Annotated in this window: 18 protein-coding genes; 17 read left to right on the top strand and 1 reads right to left on the bottom strand. The window is 64.2% G+C overall.

Annotated features, from left to right (window positions below):
- Positions 1–97: 97 nt before the first annotated feature.
- The 13 genes from rplA to tpx all read left to right on the top strand — a co-directional run bounded on the left by rplA (position 98) and on the right by tpx (position 16977).
- Complete coding sequence (gene rplA / locus ACOGJC_RS11025) at positions 98–799, top strand: 50S ribosomal protein L1 (RefSeq protein ID WP_419845045.1); 702 nt, start codon at positions 98–100, stop codon at positions 797–799.
- Between the two features lie 188 nt (positions 800–987).
- The gene (gene rplJ, locus ACOGJC_RS11020) at positions 988–1569 is read left to right on the top strand and encodes a 50S ribosomal protein L10 (RefSeq protein WP_419845044.1); all 582 of its coding nucleotides are present in this window, start codon (positions 988–990) and stop codon (positions 1567–1569) included.
- A 68-nt stretch (positions 1570–1637) separates the two neighbouring features.
- Positions 1638–2030, top strand: coding sequence for a 50S ribosomal protein L7/L12 (gene rplL / locus ACOGJC_RS11015; protein ID WP_419845043.1), 393 nt, complete (start codon positions 1638–1640; stop codon positions 2028–2030).
- Positions 2031–2238: 208 nt separating this feature from the next.
- Complete coding sequence (locus ACOGJC_RS11010) at positions 2239–5823, top strand: DNA-directed RNA polymerase subunit beta (protein WP_419845042.1); 3585 nt, start codon at positions 2239–2241, stop codon at positions 5821–5823.
- Complete coding sequence (locus tag ACOGJC_RS11005; RefSeq protein ID WP_419845041.1) at positions 5824–9756, top strand: DNA-directed RNA polymerase subunit beta'; 3933 nt, start codon at positions 5824–5826, stop codon at positions 9754–9756.
- Positions 9757–9822: 66 nt separating this feature from the next.
- The gene (gene rpsL, locus ACOGJC_RS11000; RefSeq protein ID WP_419845040.1) at positions 9823–10194 is read left to right on the top strand and encodes a 30S ribosomal protein S12; all 372 of its coding nucleotides are present in this window, start codon (positions 9823–9825) and stop codon (positions 10192–10194) included.
- Between the two features lie 2 nt (positions 10195–10196).
- Complete coding sequence (gene rpsG, locus ACOGJC_RS10995) at positions 10197–10667, top strand: 30S ribosomal protein S7 (RefSeq protein ID WP_419845039.1); 471 nt, start codon at positions 10197–10199, stop codon at positions 10665–10667.
- Positions 10668–10688: 21 nt separating this feature from the next.
- The gene (fusA, locus tag ACOGJC_RS10990) at positions 10689–12767 is read left to right on the top strand and encodes an elongation factor G (RefSeq protein ID WP_419845038.1); all 2079 of its coding nucleotides are present in this window, start codon (positions 10689–10691) and stop codon (positions 12765–12767) included.
- A 38-nt stretch (positions 12768–12805) separates the two neighbouring features.
- Complete coding sequence (tuf, locus tag ACOGJC_RS10985) at positions 12806–13996, top strand: elongation factor Tu (protein ID WP_419845037.1); 1191 nt, start codon at positions 12806–12808, stop codon at positions 13994–13996.
- A gap of 5 nt (positions 13997–14001) precedes the next feature.
- Complete coding sequence (gene rpsJ / locus ACOGJC_RS10980) at positions 14002–14322, top strand: 30S ribosomal protein S10 (protein ID WP_419845036.1); 321 nt, start codon at positions 14002–14004, stop codon at positions 14320–14322.
- 25 nt (positions 14323–14347) lie between these two features.
- Positions 14348–15520 (top strand): phosphoserine phosphatase SerB, encoded by a 1173-nt coding sequence (gene serB, locus ACOGJC_RS10975; protein ID WP_419845035.1) that lies wholly within the window; start codon positions 14348–14350, stop codon positions 15518–15520.
- 11 nt (positions 15521–15531) lie between these two features.
- Positions 15532–16401 (top strand): HpcH/HpaI aldolase/citrate lyase family protein, encoded by an 870-nt coding sequence (locus ACOGJC_RS10970; protein ID WP_419845034.1) that lies wholly within the window; start codon positions 15532–15534, stop codon positions 16399–16401.
- A 75-nt stretch (positions 16402–16476) separates the two neighbouring features.
- A complete protein-coding gene (gene tpx, locus ACOGJC_RS10965) occupies positions 16477–16977 on the top strand; it encodes a thiol peroxidase (protein ID WP_419845033.1) in 501 nt (166 codons plus the stop codon).
- 14 nt (positions 16978–16991) lie between these two features.
- Here tpx and ACOGJC_RS10960 read toward each other — a convergent pair whose 3' ends face one another.
- Positions 16992–18155: an AI-2E family transporter gene (locus ACOGJC_RS10960; protein WP_419845032.1), complete on the bottom strand. Its 1164-nt coding sequence runs from the start codon at positions 18153–18155 to the stop codon at positions 16992–16994.
- A gap of 246 nt (positions 18156–18401) precedes the next feature.
- Here ACOGJC_RS10960 and rplC point away from each other — a divergent pair, with 246 nt between their 5' ends.
- From rplC to rplB, 4 genes are read left to right on the top strand one after another with little or no spacing between them, the layout of a single operon-like run.
- Complete coding sequence (gene rplC, locus ACOGJC_RS10955; RefSeq protein ID WP_419845031.1) at positions 18402–19046, top strand: 50S ribosomal protein L3; 645 nt, start codon at positions 18402–18404, stop codon at positions 19044–19046.
- On the top strand, positions 19043–19708 hold the full coding sequence (gene rplD, locus ACOGJC_RS10950) for a 50S ribosomal protein L4 (protein WP_419845030.1): 666 nt from the start codon (positions 19043–19045) through the stop codon (positions 19706–19708). The genes rplC and rplD overlap by 4 nt, the downstream gene beginning before the upstream one ends.
- Positions 19705–19995, top strand: coding sequence for a 50S ribosomal protein L23 (gene rplW, locus ACOGJC_RS10945; RefSeq protein WP_419845029.1), 291 nt, complete (start codon positions 19705–19707; stop codon positions 19993–19995). The genes rplD and rplW overlap by 4 nt, the downstream gene beginning before the upstream one ends.
- Positions 19996–20003: 8 nt before the next feature.
- Entirely contained in the window at positions 20004–20840 is an 837-nt protein-coding gene (rplB, locus tag ACOGJC_RS10940) for a 50S ribosomal protein L2 (protein ID WP_419845028.1), read from the top strand.
- Positions 20841–20860: the final 20 nt, after the last annotated feature.

Genomic DNA, 20860 nt, shown 5'->3' with positions numbered 1-20860 from the left:
GAACAACAATTCACGATCAACATAAACACAGCAGTCATATCCAACCGCCCGACGGGACGACCTCGCCCGGCGGGCCTACAACACTGAGGGAGCCGACATGGCGAAAAATGGCAAGCGGTACAACGATGCCGCCCAGCGTTACGACAAGCAGCACCCGCACACCGCAAATGAGGGTGTTGAGCTGGTGAAGAGCTTGACCGCGGCGAAATTCGACGAGACCTTGGAGCTGGCGGCCCGGCTGGGGGTCGACCCCCGCAAGTCCGAGCAAATGATCCGGGGAACGGTCAGCCTGCCCTCGGGCACCGGCACCGACGTTCGGGTGGCGGTGTTTGCCCAGGGCGAGGCGGCCGCGCAAGCCAGCGAAGCCGGTGCCGACGTGGTGGGTGCCGACGACCTCGCCGAGCAGGTGCAGGCCGGCAAGATGGACTTCGACGTGGCCATCGCCACCCCTGACATGATGCCGGTGGTTGGCAAGCTCGGAAAGGTCCTGGGTCCCCGAGGACTCATGCCTAACCCCAAGACGGGCACCGTCACCGATGACGTGGCCAAGGCAGTGGGCGAGTTCAAGGGCGGAAAGGTGGAGTACCGCACCGACCGCCAGGGGAATGTCCATGTGCCGGTGGGCAAGATCAGCTTTGAGGCCGATGCCCTGGTGGCCAACATCCGGGCGGTCATGGAGGAGCTGAACCGGGCCAAGCCCGCGGCCCTCAAGGGCCGGTACATCCGCAAGGTCACCATCTCCTCCACCATGGGACCCGGCGTGCGGCTGGATCCCGCCGACTTGGGCGCCAGCACCTGATCTGGTAGCTTTTTCCGGCTTACAACTAATCGATTTGCCGCAGACATCAGGCGCAGTGCCCGCTTAATTGGCTGAAGTTGCAAAACAGCTGAAGCTGGCCTGACGAGGTGAACCCTCCCGAGACAATTGGGGCGTTCGCATGTCGGCGGCGCCCCATTGCTGGTTCTCACGGAGGGTTCGGCAACCTGATGGAAAATCCCCGCCCCGAAAAAGTGGCCGTCGTCAACGAGGTGCGCGAGCGCATCTCCGCGGCCGAAGCGGTGGTCATCACCGACTACCGCGGCTTGGACGTGCCGGCCCTGGCCGACCTCCGTCACCAGTTGCGCGAGGTCGGCGGCGAGTACAAGGTGTACAAGAACACCCTGACCCGCTTCGCCGCCCGAGAGCTGGGACTGGATCTCGATGAGTTCTTGTTGGGCCCAACCGCCTTGGCGTTCACGGGCACCCGTGAGGATGGCTCCCCCGGCGACGCCGTGTCGTTGGCGAAGGCCCTGTGCCGGTACACCGAGGATTCCCAATTCCTGTCCATCAAGGGGGCTGTGCTCGACGGACAGGTGCTCTCGGCCGACGATGTGAGCGCCTTGTCCAAGCTCGGGACCCGAACCGAGATCCTGGCCGAGATCCTCGGACTGCTAGAAGCCCCCTTGGCCGAGATGGCCGGGTTGCTGGAGGCTCCTCTCGTCGAGATGGCCGGCCTGCTTGATGCCCCGCTGGTCGAGACCGCCGGGCTGTTGGAGTCGCTGAGCGAAAAGGGCGGCGCTGCCGCATGACCCGCTCATCGGCATCAGCGCAAACGATCGATAACCACGAACCACAGACAAAGGAATGAGGTACTGCCATGTCCAAGGTTGACGAGATTCTGGACTCCATCGGGTCCATGACCGTGCTCGAATTGTCCGAGCTCAAAGAGGCGTTCAAAGAGCGCTTCAACGTGGAGGCAGCGGCCCCTGCCGCGGCCATGCCCATGATGATGGCTGCCCCCGGCGCCGACGGTGGCGGAGAGGCCGCCGCTGAGGAGCAGAGCGAGTTCGACGTGGTCTTGACCAGCGCGGGCGAGAAGAAGATCCAGGTGATCAAAGAGGTGCGCACCCTCACCAACCTGGGCCTCAAAGACGCCAAAGAGTTGGTGGACAACGCTCCCAATCCGGTCTTGGAGAAGGTCTCGAAAGAAGACGCCGACAAGGCCAAGGAGCTCATCGAGGCGGCTGGCGGGGCTGTCGAGCTCAAGTAGCGCTCTGCTGGCACAATCCAACCGGGCATGGTTTGTAAACCATGCCCGCGCCGCGTATCATTCCTAGATACGTGCTCGCTCGTCCCCCTGGCCACGCATTCTCTTTTGTCGCGGCCGCGTATTCGGGATTCCGCCCTCCCGTTGACGTTTAGGGGTCCGTGCAGCCTACCGGCGTTGCCCGTCCACCACACCACCTCAGGAGCTCACCTTGGCCCCCCGTTTGGCGACCCGCGACCGCTACTCCTTCGGAAATCTGGAGGAGGTGCTTGCTCTACCCGACCTCATCGCAGTGCAGAAGGACTCCTTCCAGTGGTTCATCCGCCAAGGCTTGGCCGATGCCTTCCGCGACATCAGCCCCATCAAAGACTTCTCGGAAAACCTCCAACTCGAACTGGAGTTCGACCCCGACGATGAAGACCTGAACCCCGGCCCCCGCTGGGGCACCTCGGTGGAGGAATGCAAAGAGAAGGACATGACCTACTCGGCGCCCATCCTGGTGCAGGCCCGGTTCTCAAACCGCCTCACTGGGGAGATCATCGAGCAGGTCGTTTTCTTGGGCGACTTCCCCGTCATGACCGACAAGGGAACGTTCATCGTGAACGGAACCGAGCGGGTCGTGGTCTCTCAGCTCGTGCGCTCCCCAGGAGTGATCTTCCAGCCGGGTGAGCGATTCCGGCTCCGCAATCTGAGCAAGCACCAGCTGGTCACCGGCACCATCCACCCCTACCGGGGAGAGTGGATCGAGTTCGACGTCGAGCACAAGCCGGGCCGCAACCCCACCGCGGGCGCCCGAGTGGCCCGCAAGCGCCGCATGAGCCTGTTCACGCTGTTGCGGGCCCTGGGGTACGACGAGGAGACCGAACCCGGTTTTCTCGACCGGTTCGTGGGCCACTTCGACTTCTTGGCCGACCAGTGGGAGAGCGACAAGCACCAGCACACCACCCAAGACGAGGCCTTGCTGGAGATCTACAAGCGGGCCCGTCCCGGCGAGCCCCAATCGGTGGAAGCGGCCCGGAACTATTTCCGCAACGCCTTCTTCGAGAGCCGCCGCTATGACCTGTCCCGAGTGGGCCGCTACAAGCTCGACCGCAAGCTGGGGCCCGAGCTCGACCGCATCGAAGAGCTCTTCGGCCTGACGCTGGAGCGCCCGGAGGCCGACCAGCCGGTGCTCTCCCCCGCGGAGGTACTGGCTACCTGCACGTATCTTCTGCATTTGGTCAAGTTCGAGGCCGGCTACCGCCTCGACGATCAAGACCACTTTGCCAACCGCCGCATCCGCTCGGTGGGCGAACTGATCCAGAACCAGGTCCGCATCGGCCTCTCCCGCATGGAGCGGGTGGTGCGAGAGCGCATGACCACCCAAGACGTGGAGGCCATCACCCCCACGTCCCTCATCAACAACCGGCCGGTGGCCGCCGCCATCAAGGAGTTCTTCGGCACCAGCCAGCTCTCCCAGTTCATGGATCAGGTAAACCCCCTTTCGGGGCTGACCCACCGCCGCCGTCTGTCGGCTCTCGGTCCGGGCGGGTTGTCCCGGGAGCGGGCCGGCTTCGAGGTGCGCGACGTCCACTTCTCCCATTACGGCCGGATGTGCCCCATTGAGACACCCGAGGGTCCCAACATCGGCCTTATCGGCGCGCTGGCCTCCTACGGAAGGGTCAACGAATTCGGTTTCATCGAATCCCCCTACCGGAAGGTGATCGACGGCCAGGTAACCGATGAGATCGTCTGGCTGGCCGCCGACGACGAGGAGGAGTACGTGGTGGCCCAGGCCAACGCGCCCCTCGACGAGCAGAACCGGTTCGTCAACAACCGGGTTCTGGTTCGGCGTTCTCCCCAGGCAGCCACCATGAAGGGGTTGCAGGCTCAGCTCGAGCAAGAGGTGTTCTTCGGGGCCACCACCGAGATCTCATCGGTGCCGCCCGACGAGGTCCAGCTCATGGACGTCTCCCCCAAGCAGATCGTCTCAGTGGCCACCGCGCTCATCCCGTTCCTCGAGCATGACGACGCCAACCGGGCTCTCATGGGGGCCAACATGCAGCGCCAGGCCGTGCCCTTGATTCGGACAGAAGCGCCGTTTGTGGGAACCGGCATCGAAGGCAAGGCCGCTCGGGACGCAGCCGACATGATCATCGCCGAAGAGGACGGCACGATCACCGATGTCGCCGGTGAGAGCATCACGGTCGACTACAAGAACTCCGGCCCGTCCAAGTTCAAGCTCATGAAATTCGAGCGGTCCAACCAGGACACCTGCATCAACCAAAAGCCGTTGGTGCACACGGGCGACCGCTTCCGCAAGGGCGACATCCTGGCCGACGGACCGTCCACCGATAACGGCGAGATTGCCCTAGGCAAGAACCTGCTGGTGGCGTTCATGGCCTGGGAGGGCTACAACTTCGAAGACGCCATCATCTTGAGCGATCGGCTGGTGCGCGACGACGTGCTCACCTCCATCCACATCCACGAGCATGAGATCGATGCCCGGGACACCAAGCTCGGTCCCGAGGAGATCACCCGGGACATCCCGAACTTGTCGGAGGAGATCCTGGCCAACCTCGACGAGGAGGGCATCATCCTCCCCGGCGCCGAGGTCGGTCCCGGCGATGTGCTGGTGGGCAAGGTCACTCCCAAGGGAGAGACGGAGCTGACCCCCGAGGAGCGCCTGCTGCGGGCCATCTTCGGGGAGAAGGCCCGGGAGGTGCGCGACACCAGCCTCAAAGTCCCCCACGGCGAGAACGGCAAGGTCATCGACGTCAAGAAGTTCAACCGCTATGCCGGCGATGAGCTCCCTCCGGGAGTCAACCAGCTGGTCCGGGTGTACGTGGCCCAAAAGCGGAAGATCTCCGTCGGCGACAAGCTGGCCGGCCGCCACGGCAACAAGGGGGTCATCTCCAAGATCCTCCCGATGGAGGACATGCCCTACCTGGCCGACGGCACCCCTGTGGACATCATCTTGAACCCGCTCGGGGTCCCCTCCCGCATGAACGTGGGCCAGGTGCTGGAAGCCCACTTGGGCTATGCGGCCCGCTGGGGTTGGGATGTAAACGGCCAAGTGGGTGAGGAGCCCGAACGGGGAGACGGCCGCAAGACCCGCCCCGCCACCCGAGCTGCCACCCTGGTGGCGACTCCGGTCTTCGACGGGGCCCATTGGGACGAGGCCGGCCACTCCGGGCAGCATCCCACCATCCAGCAGCTCCTGGAGAACATCAAGCCCGAAACCTCCGACGGGGAGCGCCTCGTCGGGTCCGACGGCAAGGCCGTGCTCTACAACGGCCGCACCGGCGAGCCTTACGACAACCGGATCATGGTCGGCTACATGTACATGCTGAAGCTGGCCCATTTGGTGGACGACAAGATCCACGCCCGGTCCACCGGTCCGTACTCGATGATCACCCAGCAACCCCTCGGCGGCAAGGCCCAGTTCGGCGGCCAGCGCTTCGGCGAGATGGAAGTGTGGGCCCTAGAGGCCTATGGGGCGGCCTACTGCCTCCAAGAACTGCTCACCATCAAGTCCGATGACGTGCTCGGCCGGGTACGGGTCTACGAGGCCATTGTCAAAGGCGACAACATCCCCGAGCCGGGCATTCCGGAGAGCTTCAAAGTGCTCATCAAGGAAATGCAGGCCCTGTGCTTGAACGTAGAAGTCAGGGACACCGCGGGACAGCAAGTGGAGATCACGGAACTAGACGACGATGCCTTCCGCACTTCTGAAGAGCTGGGCATCGACATTTCGCGCCCCGAACGGGGATCAGATGATGAAGACGAGCGCCGTGTCGCAGGGAGGCCGTTCTAAATGTTGGACGTCAACGCTTTCGATCAGCTTTCCATTGGGCTGGCCACCGCCGATGCCATTCGGACTTGGTCCAATGGCGAGGTAAAGAAGCCCGAGACCATCAACTACCGCACGCTCCGTCCGGAAAAGGACGGGCTGTTCTGCGAGAAGATCTTCGGGCCCACCAAAGACTGGGAGTGCTACTGCGGCAAGTACAAGCGCATCCGCTTCAAGGGCATCATCTGCGAGCGCTGCGGCGTGGAGGTGACCCGCTCCAAGGTGCGCCGTGATCGGATGGGGCACATCGAGCTTGCCGCCCCGGCCGTGCACATCTGGTATCTGCGGGGTACCCGGTCGTGGCTGGCCTACCTGCTGATGGGCACCGAGCCCAAGGAGGAGCTCAAGGCCAAGCAACTTGAGAAGGTCATCTACTTCGCGGCCAACCTGGTCACCGAGGTGGACGAGGATGAGCGCCACCAGCGGCTTCCCGAGCTCGAACGGGAGATGCACGAGGAAATCCAAGCCATCCGCGAAGAGCACCAAGAGCGCCGAAACGAGCGTCTGGCCGAGCTGGAGTCTGAATTGGCCGAGCTGGAGGCCGCCGAGGCCAAGGACTCGGAGAAGAACTCCCGGCAGAAGGCGGCCGAGAAGGACCTGCTGGCCCTCGACGAGGAATACGAAGACGAGATCGACCTGGTCGAACGGGCTTTCGAAGAGTTCTCCAGCCTGTTCCCCCGCAAGATCATCGAAGACGAGGAACTGTGGCGGGAGATGGAAGACCGCTACGGCGATCTGTTCTCCGGGGGCATGGGCGCGGCGGTCATCGCCACGCTCATCGACAGCGTTGACCTCGACGAAGAGGAGCGCAAGCTCCGAGAGCAACTCGATCCTCCCGAAGGCCAAAAGAAGCTGTCCCAACAGCGCGAGCAGAAGGCCATCAAGCGGTTGAAGATCGTGTCGGCCTTCAATCGCCGCGACCAGCACGGCCGGCGGGTCAACGACCCCCGGGCCATGATCCTGGACGCCGTTCCGGTCATCCCTCCGGAGTTGCGCCCCATGGTGCAGCTGGACGGCGGCCGGTTCGCCACCTCTGACCTGAACGACCTCTATCGCCGGGTCATCAACCGCAACAACCGCCTCAAGCGGCTGCTCGACTTGGGCGCGCCCGAGATCATCGTCAACAACGAGAAGCGCATGCTCCAAGAAGCGGTGGACGCCCTGTTCGACAACGGTCGCCGGGGACGCCCGGTGACCGGTCCGGGCAACCGGCCGCTCAAGTCGCTGTCCGACATGCTCAAGGGCAAGCAGGGCCGCTTCCGCCAGAACCTGTTGGGCAAGCGGGTCGACTACTCCGGCCGCTCGGTCATCGTGGTCGGCCCCACTCTCAAGCTGCACCAATGCGGCCTGCCCAAGCTCATGGCCCTGGAGCTGTTCAAGCCCTTCGTCATGAAGAAGCTGGTGGAAGAGGACTTGGCTCAGAACATCAAGTCGGCCAAGCGGATGGTCGAGCGCCGTCGCCCCCAAGTGTGGGACGTGCTCGACGAGGTCATCCAAGAGCACCCTGTGCTGTTGAACCGGGCCCCCACCCTGCACCGTCTGGGCATCCAGGCCTTTGAGCCGGTGCTGGTGGAGGGCAAAGCCATCCAGATCCACCCGCTGGTGTGCACCGCATTCAACGCCGACTTCGACGGCGACCAGATGGCGGTCCACTTGCCGCTGTCGGCCCAGGCCCAAGCCGAGGCCCGGGTGCTGATGCTGTCGGCCAACAATGTGCTGAGCCCCGCTCACGGGCGGCCTTTGGTCACTCCCGGCCAGGACATGATCATCGGGGCCTACTACCTCACCGAGGAAGTGGAGGGCGCTCGGGGCGAGGGGCGGATTTTCCGCCATCAGCACCAGATCGAGCGGGCCTTCGAATCCGGCGAGGTCGAACTGCACGCCCGCATCGAATATCGCATCCCGCAGTTGGTGGACACCCCGGCCAACGGCGACGCGGCCACCTATACCCCCACCACGGTGGGCAGAGTGTTCTTCAACAGCACCCTGCCCGACGACTTCCCGTATGTGAACCATGTGGCCACCAAGCGGGACATCACCGCAATCGTCGACCGGCTGGCCCAGCAGTACACCAAAGAGGTGGTGGCCCGCAGCCTCGACGCCCTGAAGAACCTGAGCTTCGAGTTCGCCAGTCAATCCGGGCTCACCGTGTCGGTGGACGACATCAAAGTCCCCCATGACAAACAGAGCATCCTGGACCGGTACGAGAAGGAAGCCGACAAGGTCGAGAACCAGTTCCGGCGGGGGATCATCACCGACGGTGAGCGTCGCCAGAAAGAGGTTGAGATCTGGACGGAGGCCACCGAGATGGTGCGCCAGCGCATGGAGGCAGTGCTCCAGTCCGAGAAGTTCAACCCCATCGACATGATGGTGGGCTCCGGTGCCCGGGGGAACATGATGCAGGTCCGCCAGATCGCGGGCATGCGGGGCCTGGTGGCCAACCCCCGTGGCGACATGATTCCCCGTCCCATCAAGAGCAACTTCCGCGAGGGCCTGGCGATGTTGGAGTACTTCATCGCCACCCCCGGCGCCCGCAAGGGTCTGGTGGACACCGCCCTTCGCACCGCGGACTCTGGTTATCTCACGCGCCGCTTGGTGGACGTGGCCCAAGAGGTCATCATCAACGATCGGGATCCGTTCGAGTCCGGAGGGCCGGTCCGGGGTATCTGGATCGAAGACATCGTGTCCGATGAGCCGGGCAAGCGCACGTATCTGGAAACCCGTCTCTTCAGCCGCACCCTGGGAGACGATGTGACCCTGGGCGACGGCACTGTGCTGGAGCGGGGCACCATCGTCGGCGACCAGGAGTTGGCCCTGCTGCGCGACGACCCAACGGTGACCCGGGTACGGGTGCTGTCCCCCCTCACCGACGACTCCGAGGTGGGCATCAGCCGGGCTTCATACGGGCTCTCCCTGGCTACCGGGCAGTCCATCGAGGTGGGCGAGGCGGTCGGCGTTATCGCCGCCCAGTCCATCGGCGAGCCGGGCACGCAGCTCACCATGCGCACCTTCCACACCGGCGGTGTGGCCGGCAAGGACATCGCTGGCGGTCTGCCCCGGGTTGTCGAGCTGTTCGAAGCCCGCACCCCCAAGGGCAAGGCTGAATTGACGCGGATCTCCGGCGTGGTCCGCATCAACGAAGAAGACGGCAAGGTCAGCCGGCTGTCGGTGGTAGGCGACGACGGGTCTGAGTGGTCCACTGTCATCGACCCGGCGTGGAAGCTGGCTGTAGTCGAAGGCCAAGAGGTGGCCGCCGGCGATCCAGTGGCCCAAGCCGACGGGCCTCGCGACCCCAAGGAGCTCCTCGAGATCCGCGGCGTGCGGGAGACCCAGCAATACCTGGTGGACGAGGTCCAGCGGGTGTACCGAGACCAGGGCGTGTCCATTCATGACAAGCACATCGAGCTGATCGTGCGTCAGATGACCCGCCGGGTGGCCATCCAGGAGCCGGGAGACTCCGACTTCCTACCCGGCGAGCGGGTGGATTCCCAGGTGTTCACTAACGTGAACCGCTCGCTGGCCCAAGAGGGCAAGCGCCCGGCCGAGGGCCGGCCCGAGCTCATGGGCATTACCAAGGCCTCGTTGGCCACCGACTCCTGGTTGTCGGCCGCGTCGTTCCAGGAGACCACCCGGGTGCTCACCGAAGCGGCCATCGAGTCTCGCCATGACGGGCTCATCGGCCTGAAGGAGAACATCATCATCGGCAAGCTGATCCCAGCCGGGACCGGTATGGAGATGTATCGGGAGATCGCCACCCATGCCCCCGACTACACGCCGATGGAGTACTACACCTCGACTGATGACGATGTTGACCTGGCAGATCAGTTCGCGCACTGGGACTCACCGCCCGAGGCCACCGACGCCGACGTGTTGCCGATGGGAACGATAGGGGCGTAGACTGATCACCGGAGCGTGGGATTTGCTGCGCTCTCAATCTTGTTTCAATCAGCCCTAGGAAGTGCTGTGCCCACGATTCAGCAGCTGGTGCGCAAGGGTCGCCAGTCCAAATTCCGCAAGGAGAAGACGCCGGCTCTGAAGGGCGCGCCCCAGCGGCGGGGAGTGTGCACTCGGGTTTACACCACCACTCCGAAGAAGCCGAACTCGGCACTGCGAAGGGTGGCCCGCGTCCGCTTGACCAGCGGCATGGAGGTCACCGCCTACATACCCGGAGAAGGGCACAACCTCCAAGAGCACTCCATCGTCTTGGTGCGCGGCGGTCGTGTTCGGGATCTGCCGGGGGTGCGCTACAAGATCATCCGCGGCACGCTCGACACATCAGGCGTGACCGAGCGTCGCCAAGCTCGCAGCCGCTACGGCGCCAAGAAGGAAGGCTAGCGATGCCTCGCAAGGGCCCCGCAGGGCGACGCGACCTTCCCAAGGATCCGGTCTATGGCGAACTGCTGGTCACACAGTTCGTGAACAAGGTGCTGCAACGGGGCAAGCGCTCCACCGCAGAGCACATCGTCTACGGCGCCCTCGGCATTGTGGAACAGAAGACCAGCGCCGAGCCGATCGGCACTCTCAAGCGGGCAGTGGACAACGTACGTCCCCAACTCGAGGTCCGCAGCCGACGCGTCGGCGGAGCCACCTACCAGGTTCCGGTAGACGTGCGCCCCCGACGGGCGAACACGCTGGCCATCCGCTGGATTGTCAATCACGCCCGAGAGCGGCGCGAGCGCACCATGATCGATCGTCTGGCCAACGAAATCCTGGACGCCTCCAATGGTCTGGGCGCGTCGGTGAAACGGCGCGACGACCTGCACAAGATGGCTGAGTCGAACCGGGCCTTTGCTCATTACCGCTGGTAAGCGGTCCCATCCCTAAAGACCATGTCTCGTCACCCGTTGGAAAAGACCCGCAACATTGGCATCATGGCCCACATCGACGCGGGAAAAACCACCTGCACCGAGCGAATCCTCTACTACACCGGCAAGGCATACAAGCTCGGAGAAGTCCACGACGGCGCCGCCACCATGGACTGGATGGAGCAAGAGCAGGAGCGGGGCATCACCATCACCTCGGCCGCTACCACCGCGGAGTGGGCCGGACACCGCATCAACATCATCGACACTCCCGGCCACGTGGACTTCACCATGGAGGTGGAGCGTTCCCTGCGGGTGCTTGACGGCGCAGTGGCCCTGTTCGATGGCGTCGCCGGGGTTGAGCCTCAATCGGAGACGGTTTGGCGTCAGGCCAACAAGTACGGCGTCCCCCGGATCTGCTTCATCAACAAGCTCGACCGCACCGGCGCCAACTTCGAACAAGCGGTGCTCACCATTCAAGAGCGGTTGCGGGCCAACACCGCGGTCGTGCAGCTGCCCATCGGGCTCGAAGCCGACCTTCTCGGCGTCGTCGACCTGGTAGAGATGCGGGGCCTGGTGTGGCGGGGCGACGACTTGGGGGCAACCTGGGATGTCACCGAGATTCCCGACGACCTCAAAGACAAGGCGGAGGAAGCCCGCCTCGAGCTCATCGACCAGCTCACCCAATTCGACGAGAACCTGCTTGAGAAATACGTCGAAGACGAGGATTCGATCACCCCGGCCGACCTGCGGGCCGCGCTGCGGGCCGGCACCCTGTCGCTGGAAATTGTGCCGGTGCTGTGCGGATCGGCCTTCAAGAACAAGGGCATACAGCCCTTGCTGGACGCGGTCATCGAGTACCTGCCCTCTCCGCTGGACGTCCCCGCGGTGAGGGGCACTCACAAGGGAGAGGTCTGCGAGCGAACCACCTCCGACGAGACTCCCTTCAGCGCGCTGGCGTTCAAGATCATGAGCGATCCCCACGTCGGCAAACTCACGTACTTCCGGGTTTACAGCGGCCAGTTGGACAAGGGCAGCCAGGTGGTCAATCCCCGCACCGGCCGCAAGGAGCGGGTCGGGCGCATCTTGGAGATGCACGCCAACGACCGGGAAGACCTCGACGTCGTCCGGGCGGGCGACATCGTGGCCGGCATCGGGCTCAAAGACGTCCGCACCGGCGACACCCTGGCCCATCCCAACCATCCTCTCGAATTGGAGCAGATGGACTTCCCCGACCCGGTTATCCAGGTAGCGGTGGAGCCCCGCACCAAGGCTGACCAAGACAAGCTGGGCAAGGCCATGTCCGCATTGGCCGAGGAGGATCCGACGTTCCAGGTCCGCACCGACGAGGAGACCGCGCAGACCCTTATCGCCGGCATGGGCGAACTGCACCTGGAAGTCCTGGTAGAGCGCATGCTGCGCGAGTTCAACGTGGACGCCTCGGTGGGCAAGCCCCAGGTGGCCTACCGGGAAACCATCTCTGCCCCGGTGGTCAAGTTCACCCACACTCACAAAAAGCAGACCGGCGGCTCCGGTCAGTATGCGGAGATCACCTTCAACCTGGAGCCCAACGACCCGGGCAAGGGCTACGAGTTCGCCAGCGAGGTCACCGGCGGGCGCATTCCCCGGGAGTACATCCCCGCGGTGGATAGCGGCATGCAAGACGCCATGACCACCGGACCTCTGGCCGGCTTCCCGGTCGTGGACCTCAAAGTGACCCTCACCGACGGCAAGCACCACGAGGTGGACTCGTCGGACATGGCTTTCAAGATCGCGGCCACCGCCGCCTTCCGAGACGCCGCTCGCCGGGCCAAGCCCGTTCTTTTGGAGCCGATCATGGCTGTTGATGTCGTGACTCCCGAGGAGTACATGGGCGATGTTATTGGCGATTTGAACGGTCGGCGGGGCAAGATCGACAGCATGGAGCAGCGGGGCCGCGAACAAATTGTCAAGGCCCATGTGCCACTCTCGGAAATGTTCGGATACGCTACCGAACTCCGTTCGCGGACACAGGGCCGCGCAACGCACACCATGCAGTTCGACACCTATCGGCAGGCGCCGGCCAAGGTGCAGGAGGAAATCGTCGCCCGCATACGGGGCGAATAATCATGGGCAACCAACCCACCCTCGGAGGTTGAAAGAAAATGGCAAAGGAAACATTCGAGCGCACCAAACCGCACTTGAACGTGGGCACCATGGGCCACATCGACCACGGCAAAACCACGTTGACCGCGGCGATCACCAAGGTGCTGTCGGAGGCTGATCCTTCCTCCACTCAGTTCACCGAGTTCGACAACATCGACAAGGCCCCTGAGGAGCGGGAGCGCGGCATCACCATCAACGTGGCCCATGTCGAGTACGAGACTCCGAACCGGCACTACGCCCACGTGGATATGCCCGGCCACGCCGACTACATCAAGAACATGATCACCGGCGCCGCCCAGGTTGACGGTGCCATTCTGGTGGTGTCGGCCGCCGACGGCCCCATGCCCCAGACCCGAGAGCACGTCCTGCTGGCCCGCCAGGTGGGCGTACCAGCCATCGTGGTGGCCCTGAACAAGGTCGACATGGTGGACGACGAGGAGCTGCTGGAACTGGTGGAGCTCGAGGTTCGGGAGCTGCTAAGCGAGTACGACTTCCCCGGCGACGACATTCCGGTTATCCCCGTCTCCGCGCTCAAAGCCCTCGACGGCGATGGCGACGCCGGCCAGCAAGTCCAGGATCTGATGGAGCAGGTGGACAGCTACATCGCCGAGCCCGAGCGCGACGTGGACAAGCCGTTCCTGATGCCCATCGAAGATGTGTTCTCCATCACCGGACGGGGCACCGTGGTCACCGGCCGGGTGGAGCAGGGCATCGTCAACACCGGCGACAAGGTGGAGATCGTCGGCATCCGGGAAACCGCCGAGACGGTGTGCACCGGGGTGGAGATGTTCCGCAAGCTGCTCGACGAGGGCCGCGCCGGCGACAACATCGGCGCCCTTTTGCGAGGCACCGACAAAGACGAGGTGCAGCGGGGCCAGGTGCTGGCCAAGCCCGGCTCGATCACTCCTCACACCAACTTTGAGGCTCAGGTCTACGTGCTGACCAAAGAAGAGGGCGGACGCCACAAGCCGTTCTTCAGCAACTACCGGCCCCAGTTCTACTTCCGCACCACCGACGTCACCGGCACCATCGCCCTGCCCGAGGGCACCGAGATGTGCATGCCCGGCGACAACACCGAGATGGTCGTGGAGCTGATCGCCCCCATTGCCATGGACGAGGGACTGCGCTTCGCCATCCGCGAGGGCGGACGCACCGTGGGCGCGGGCACCGTCACCAAGATCCTCAAGTAGCTCCCATGGCCGCAGGACAGAAAATCCGCATTCGGCTGAAGGCCTACGATCACGAGATCATCGACCAATCCACGAAGAAGATCGTGGAGACGGTCAAGCGCACCCAGGCCGACCTGCGGGGACCTGTCCCGCTGCCCACCGAGAAGCACCGCTTCACGGTGATCCGGTCGCCCCACAAGGACAAGGACAGCCGCGAGCACTTCGAGATCCGCATCCACAAGCGCCTGCTCGACATTGTGGACCCCGGCCCCAAAACCGTGGATTCCCTCCAGCGGTTGGACTTGCCCGCCGGCGTGGACATCGAGATCAAGCTCCAGCACGGCTGAGGCCCAACCGGAGCGGGAGCGAGCCATGGCCTCCTCCCAAGTAATCCTGCTCCGGGTCTCCGGGCCCGACCGACCCGGGCTGTTCGCCGCCCTGCTCGGCGTGCTGACCACGGGCGGCGCCCACATCCAGGACGTGGAGCAGGTGGTCATCCGCCGCCAACTCACTTTGGGCATTGTGATGGAGGTTCCCCCCGGCCAGGATCTCCTCAAAGACCTGTTGCTGTTCGGCTGGGAGCAACGGGTCACTGTGGAGTTCGACGTGGTCGACCCCACCCCTTCTGCCCACATGGGCGCCTATGCCGTCACCGTGCTGGGCCAAGAGCTGACCCCGGCGATGCTGGCCACCACCGCCACCGCCATCGCCGAAGGCGGGGGCAACATCAACCGCATCGTGCGCCTGTCCCGCTATCCCATCTACAGCTATGAGCTGCTGGTGGAGGGCGGCGACGCCGACGCCATCCGGCGCAATCTGCTGTCGGTGGCCGGAGCCAACCCCGAGTTCGATGTGGCCATCCAGCGTGAAGGTCTGGCTCGGCGAGCCAAGCGGGTGGCCATGCTCGATGTGGACTCCACCCTCATCCAAGACGAGATGATCGACCTGTTGGCTGCCGAGGCGGGATGCCGCGAGGTGTGCCAGAAGCTCACCGATCAGGCCATGCGCGGCGAGATCGACTTCGAGACCGCCCTGCGGGACCGCGTCCGCCTCTTGGCCGGTTTAGACGAGGCGGCGTTGGAACGGGTATGGGACCAGGTAACCCTCACCCCCGGAGCTCGGACATTTCTTACCACCCTCCAGCGGCTCGGCTTTGCCATCGCCATCGTGAGCGGCGGCTTCACCCGATTCTGCAACCGACTCAAGCAGAACTTCGACCTCGACTATGCCTTCGCCAACACCCTGGAGATGGTCGACGGAAAGCTCACCGGCAACCTGGAGGGCCCAATCGTGGATCGCAGCCGCAAGGCCGAAATCCTTCACGAAGTGGCGGCCGCCGAGGGCGTGTCTTCCGAGCAGGTAGTGGCGGTGGGCGACGGCGCCAACGACATCGACATGCTCACCGCCGCCGGGCTGGGCATCGCCTTCAACGCCAAGCCCAAGGTGCGCCAAGAAGTCGAGACCGCGGTAAGCGTCCCCTACTTGGACGCGGTCCTGTTCCTTCTGGGCGTGAGCCGCGAGGAAGTCGAAGCCGAGGGAATCTGACTGCGGCTGCGATGAACACCGACCCGCCCCCGATCCGCAGCTTGTTGTTCGTCCCCGCCAATCGGGCCGACCGAATGCAAAAGGCACTGGCCACCGAGGCCGACGGGGTGGTGTTCGACCTGGAGAGCGCCATCCCCCGGGGAGCGGCTGAAGAGGCCCGAGCCTACGTCCGCCACGCCCTGGAATCCCACACTCCGGATCAACCGGCGGTGTTCGTGCGGGTTTCCGCCGTGGGAACGGCCGACTTCGCCCTCGACACCGACGCCTGCCGACACCCATCGCTGACCACGCTGATGCTGCCCCAGGTCACCGGACCCGAAGAAGTGGCTGCTGCCGATGCCGCCTTAGCGGGCACTGAAGCCCGGATCATGCCGCTGGTGGAGACCGCATCTGCCGTTCGCATGGCCTACGAGCTGGCCACTGCCTCCGACCGAGTGGCCTACATGGGCGGCGCCACGTCCCAACAGGGCGACCTGGGCCGCTCCGTTGGCTTCCAGTGGTCTCCCGAAGGCATCGAGACTCTGTACCTGCGCCAAAAGGTGCTGATCGACGTACGGTCCGCCGGGGTGCCCAACCCACTGTCCGGGCTGTGGGGCTCCGTGAACAACCTCGACGGCCTCGCCACGTTCGCCGCCCAAACCCGCCAGCTCGGCTATGAGGGGATGATGGCGATCCACCCCAGCCACCTTCCCATAATCAACCAGATCTTCTCCCCCACCCCCGAAGAGATCGCCGCCTGGCGCCAACTCATCGCAACCGTGGAGGAGCACGAGGCCCAAGGCATCGGCGCTTTCCGCCACCAAGGCCGCCTCATCGACCACGCCCACCTCCTAACCGCCCAACAAAACCTCACCCGCGCTGAGCGACTCAATCTCATCTAACGCTCAATCTCATCTAACGAAGGGGATTCGCTCCTCGGCAGCAGAAACAAGCCACCGAAGTGGTACAAAACGGCTATGGGACAGACCACATTCGGAGACACGACAATCAACACCGGCGGCGACCTCCCGGCGGTGGGGTCGGCGGCACCGGCATTCACGCTGACCGGCGGCGACCTCTCAGACGTCACGCTGGAAGGTTTGGCGGGCCGCAACGTGGTGCTCAACATCTTCCCCAGCATCGACACGGGGGTGTGCCAGGCCAGCGTGCGGGCCTTCAACGAGCGGGCCGCCGGTCTCGATAACACCACCGTGGTCTGCGCTTCGATGGACCTGCCGTTTGCCGGTTCCCGCTTCTGCGGTGCCGAGGGCATCGAGAACGTGACCATCGGGTCTATCTTCCGCAACCGGGAGTTCTTGGACGACTACGGGGTGGAAATGGTCGACGGCCCCCTGTCCGGGCTCACCGCCCGGGCCGTGGTGGTCATTGCCCCCGACGGCACCGTGGCCCACACCGAGCTGGTGGGCGCCATCGCCACCGAACCCGACTACGACGCCGCTCTCACCGCCTGCTCCTGAGCGGAGTCAACTCGCTACTTGGGAGTGAACACCCGGCGCACCACTTGACGGATGCGCTGACTCATGGGATCGCGCTCAGGATGCTGGGCTGCCTCGGCGTCTTCGAGTTCTTGCACCACATCATGGCGTTCGACGTAGCTGGACAAGAAGGCCTGGATGGTGGCGGCGGCCGGAAGGGCCAGTAGCGCCCCCACCGCTCCCAAGAGCAGGCTGCCGGCGATCACCGCGCCGAAGGCCACGGTGACGTGGATCTCCATGGTGTGGGCGGTCACCTTGGGCTGGAGCAGGTAGTTCTCCACCTGTTGGTAGACCACGATGGCAATCAGGATGGCCAAACCGATCGACGGCTTGTCCAACAGCCCGATCAGCACCGGCAGCGCTCCGGCGATATAGGTGCCGATGACGGGGACGAACTGCGAAACCAGCCCCACCCACATAGCCATGGGAACAGGGAAGGGCGCCCCCACCAGCCAGAACACCAGCCAGTGGACCAAGAACGAGATCACCGCCAAGATGAGTCGGCTGTAGATGTACCCCCCGGTCTTGTCAATGGCCAGATCCCAGATGCTCAGGACTTGACGCTGATGCTCGGGCGACAGCAGGGAGCAGATGTTGCGCCGCAGCTTCGGTCCTTCAGCAACCAGATAGAACGTGAACAGCACGATGGTCAGGATCTGGAACAGCACTTGAAGCACCGTGGCGCCAAGGTTGATCAGATTGTCGGCTAACCGGGTGGCCAGATTGGCGACCGCTCCACCCTCCTGAAACTCATCAAGCAGCCCCTGGGCGTCAATCTCGATATCGAAGGCGTCCTCCACCCAGTCTTCGATGTCGTTGATGTAGCCGGGGGCGTCGTCGGCAAACTCACCGATTTGGTCGGCCAGAACTGTGCCAATGGCCCACAGAAACAACCCCACCGCGGCCAGCAATGCCACGAACATGACGCCGGTGCCCACCCCCCGGCGAAGGCCCGTTCTCTCCATCCGGTTCACCGCAGGCTCTAGGGCGAACGACAAGAAGAACGACACCAGCACGATCACGATGAGCGTCCTCAACTGCTCGACGAGCCACGCGAGCACGTACAGCCCACCGAGAGCTGCCGCACCAGTCAGGATCGCCCGAAACAGCCACGGCGGGACTTTCTGGGACGGTGTCTCCTCGGACGAAACTTCGTCCACGTTTTCACGCTAATCGTCGCCTTTTGCCCAATCGGGGATTTGGCCATTCCACCAGCGACCGCTATCATTTCTATTTCGTGCCGGCTTCGGTCGGCACTGTTCGTGTCAAACGACGTCCGTCTAGGCCTGCAGGGACAATCACCCTGCTCGGGGAACCGGACGGCACAACCGAAGCCCGCTCCGCCGGAAAGTCCCACATGATGGGTCTGCACCCGTGCGGAGCGTTCGCGTGAAGGCAGGGTCGCGATGGTTGCCAAGGCGATTGTCGGCGAAAAACTAGGAATGACCCAGGTATGGGACGAGGACGACCGCGTCGTTCCCGTCACCGTGCTGCGGGTGGAGCCCTGCCGCATCGTGCAGGTCAAACGGCCGGAGACCGATGGCTACTCCGCCCTTCAGGTGACCTTTGGAACCCAGAGTCCCGATCGGCTGACCCAACCGGAGCGAGGCCACTTGGCCAAGGCCGGGGTTGCCCCGGGCCGCACGCTTGTTGAGCTGCGACTCGACGACGTGGGCACCTACGAAGCCGGCCAGGAGATCGGGGTCGACGTGTTCGACGGGGGCGAGCTGGTGGATGTCACCGGCGTCAGCAAGGGCAAGGGCTTCTCCGGCGTGATGAAGCGGCACAACTTCAGCGGTCAAAAGGCTAGCCACGGTGCCCACAAAGTTCACCGCAAGCCCGGCGCCGTGGGCCAGTGCGCCACGCCGTCCAGGATTTTCCGAGGCAAGAAGATGCCCGGGCGGGCGGGCGCCGAGAAGGTCACCACGCTCAACCTCCAGGTGGTGAGGGTAGACAGCGAGAACGATTTGATCCTGGTGAAGGGGTCGGTTCCGGGGCGAAGAGGATCCACCGTGTTGATCCGCAGCGCAATCAAGAACGGAGCGAAATGACCACCGTCACCGTTCGCAACCCCTCTTCTGGGCGGAAAACCGGGTCGGTGGACTTGGACCCCGAGGTATTTGGGATCGAGCCCAACGTATACGTGATGCACCAGGTGGTCACCGCCCAGTTGGCGGCCCGGCGCCGGGGCACCCAGAGCACCAAGACCAGATCTGAGGTCAGGGGCGGTGGCAGCAAGCCGTGGCGTCAAAAGGGCACTGGCCGGGCCCGTCACGGCTCGACTCGCAATCCCCAATGGCGGGGAGGGGGCGTTGCCCTCGGACCCAAGCCGCGGAGCTACCGCCAGCGCACGCCTAAGAAGATGGTCCGCCTAGCTCTTCGATCGGCACTGTCTGATCGGGCCCGCGACGAGAAGGTGGTGGTGGTGGACCGCTGGCGGTTCGAATCCCCACGCACCAAGGACGCAGTCGCTGCGCTCGCGGCGTTGAAGGCCGAAGGACGGGTTCTTTTGGTGGCCCAACGCGATGAGCGGGAAGTGTGGAAGAGCTTCGCCAATCTGCCCCAAGTCCACCTCATCAGCCCCGAAGAGCTGAACGCCTACGACGTGTTGGTGTCCGATGTGGTCGTGTTCACCCTCGACACCCTGCCCTCCACTGCGCCAGCCGAGGTCGAGGCTGGCGAACCCGTCGCCGACGAGGGGGATGAATCATGAAGGATCCCCGCGACGTCGTGTTGGCCCCGGTGGTCTCCGAGAAGTCTTACGAGCTGCTGGAGTCCAACGTCTACACCTTCCGGGTTCACCCCGACTCCTCCAAGCCTGAGATCAAAGACGCCATTGAGAACTTGTTCGATGTCACCGTCGTCAAGGTCAACACCATGAATCGCAAGGGTAAGCGCCGCCGCAATCGGCGCAGTCCCACCTTCGGCCGCAAGCCCGACACCAAGCGGGCATTGGTCACCCTCGCTGAAGGCGACCAAATCGAGTTGTTCGACCTCTAGGGAACGCCATGGCAGTACGTAGACGCAATCCCACCAGCCCCGGACGCCGCTTTCAGACGGTGTCGGACTTCTCCAGCATCACCGCCTCGAAGCCCGAGAAGTCGTTGGTGGCCAAGAAGTCCAGCACCGGCGGTCGCAACAACCATGGTCGCAAGACCGCCCGCCATCGGGGCGGAGGCCATAAGCAGCGCTACCGGATCGTTGATTTCAAGCGGACGAAAGACGGCGTCCCGGCCACGGTCGCCTCGGTGGAGTACGACCCCAACCGCAACTGCCGGATCCTGTTGCTCCACTTCCACGACGGAGAAAAGCGCTACGTGTTGGCCCCGGAAGGCGTCGGCGTGGGCGATGTTCTGCAAAATGGCCCCGGTTCTGAGATCAGGCCAGGCAACGCCCTACCGCTGCGCTACATCCCGGTGGGCACCACCGTGCATGCAGTGGAATTGAAACCCGGCGGGGGTGCTCGCATGGCTCGCTCCGCCGGCGCCAGCGCCCAGCTCGTGGCCAAAGAGGGCAGTTTCGCCACCATCCGGTTACCCAGCACTGAAATGCGCCGAGTGCCTATCGACTGCCGGGCCACCGTGGGATCGGTGGGCAACGCCGAGGCTGAGCTGGTCAAGCTGGGCAAAGCTGGCCGCGCCCGCTGGAAGGGAGTGCGACCGCAGACCCGGGGCGTGGCCATGAACCCGGTTGACCACCCATTGGGCGGCGGCGAGGGCAAGTCTTCGGGCGGACGCCATCCCGTGTCTCCGTGGGGCCAGCCCGAAGGCCGCACCCGCAACAAGAAGAAGAAGTCGCAACAGATGATCATCCGACGGCGCCGCACCCGCGGCGGGCGTCGCTAGGACGCGAGACCGAAAGGAGG

It is taken from the genome of Candidatus Poriferisocius sp. (assembly GCF_965204015.1).
GTDB lineage: Bacteria > Actinomycetota > Acidimicrobiia > Acidimicrobiales > Bin134 > Poriferisocius.
The sequence above is the reverse complement of the archived record's forward strand: the minus strand, read 5'-3'. Positions and strand labels throughout refer to the sequence as shown.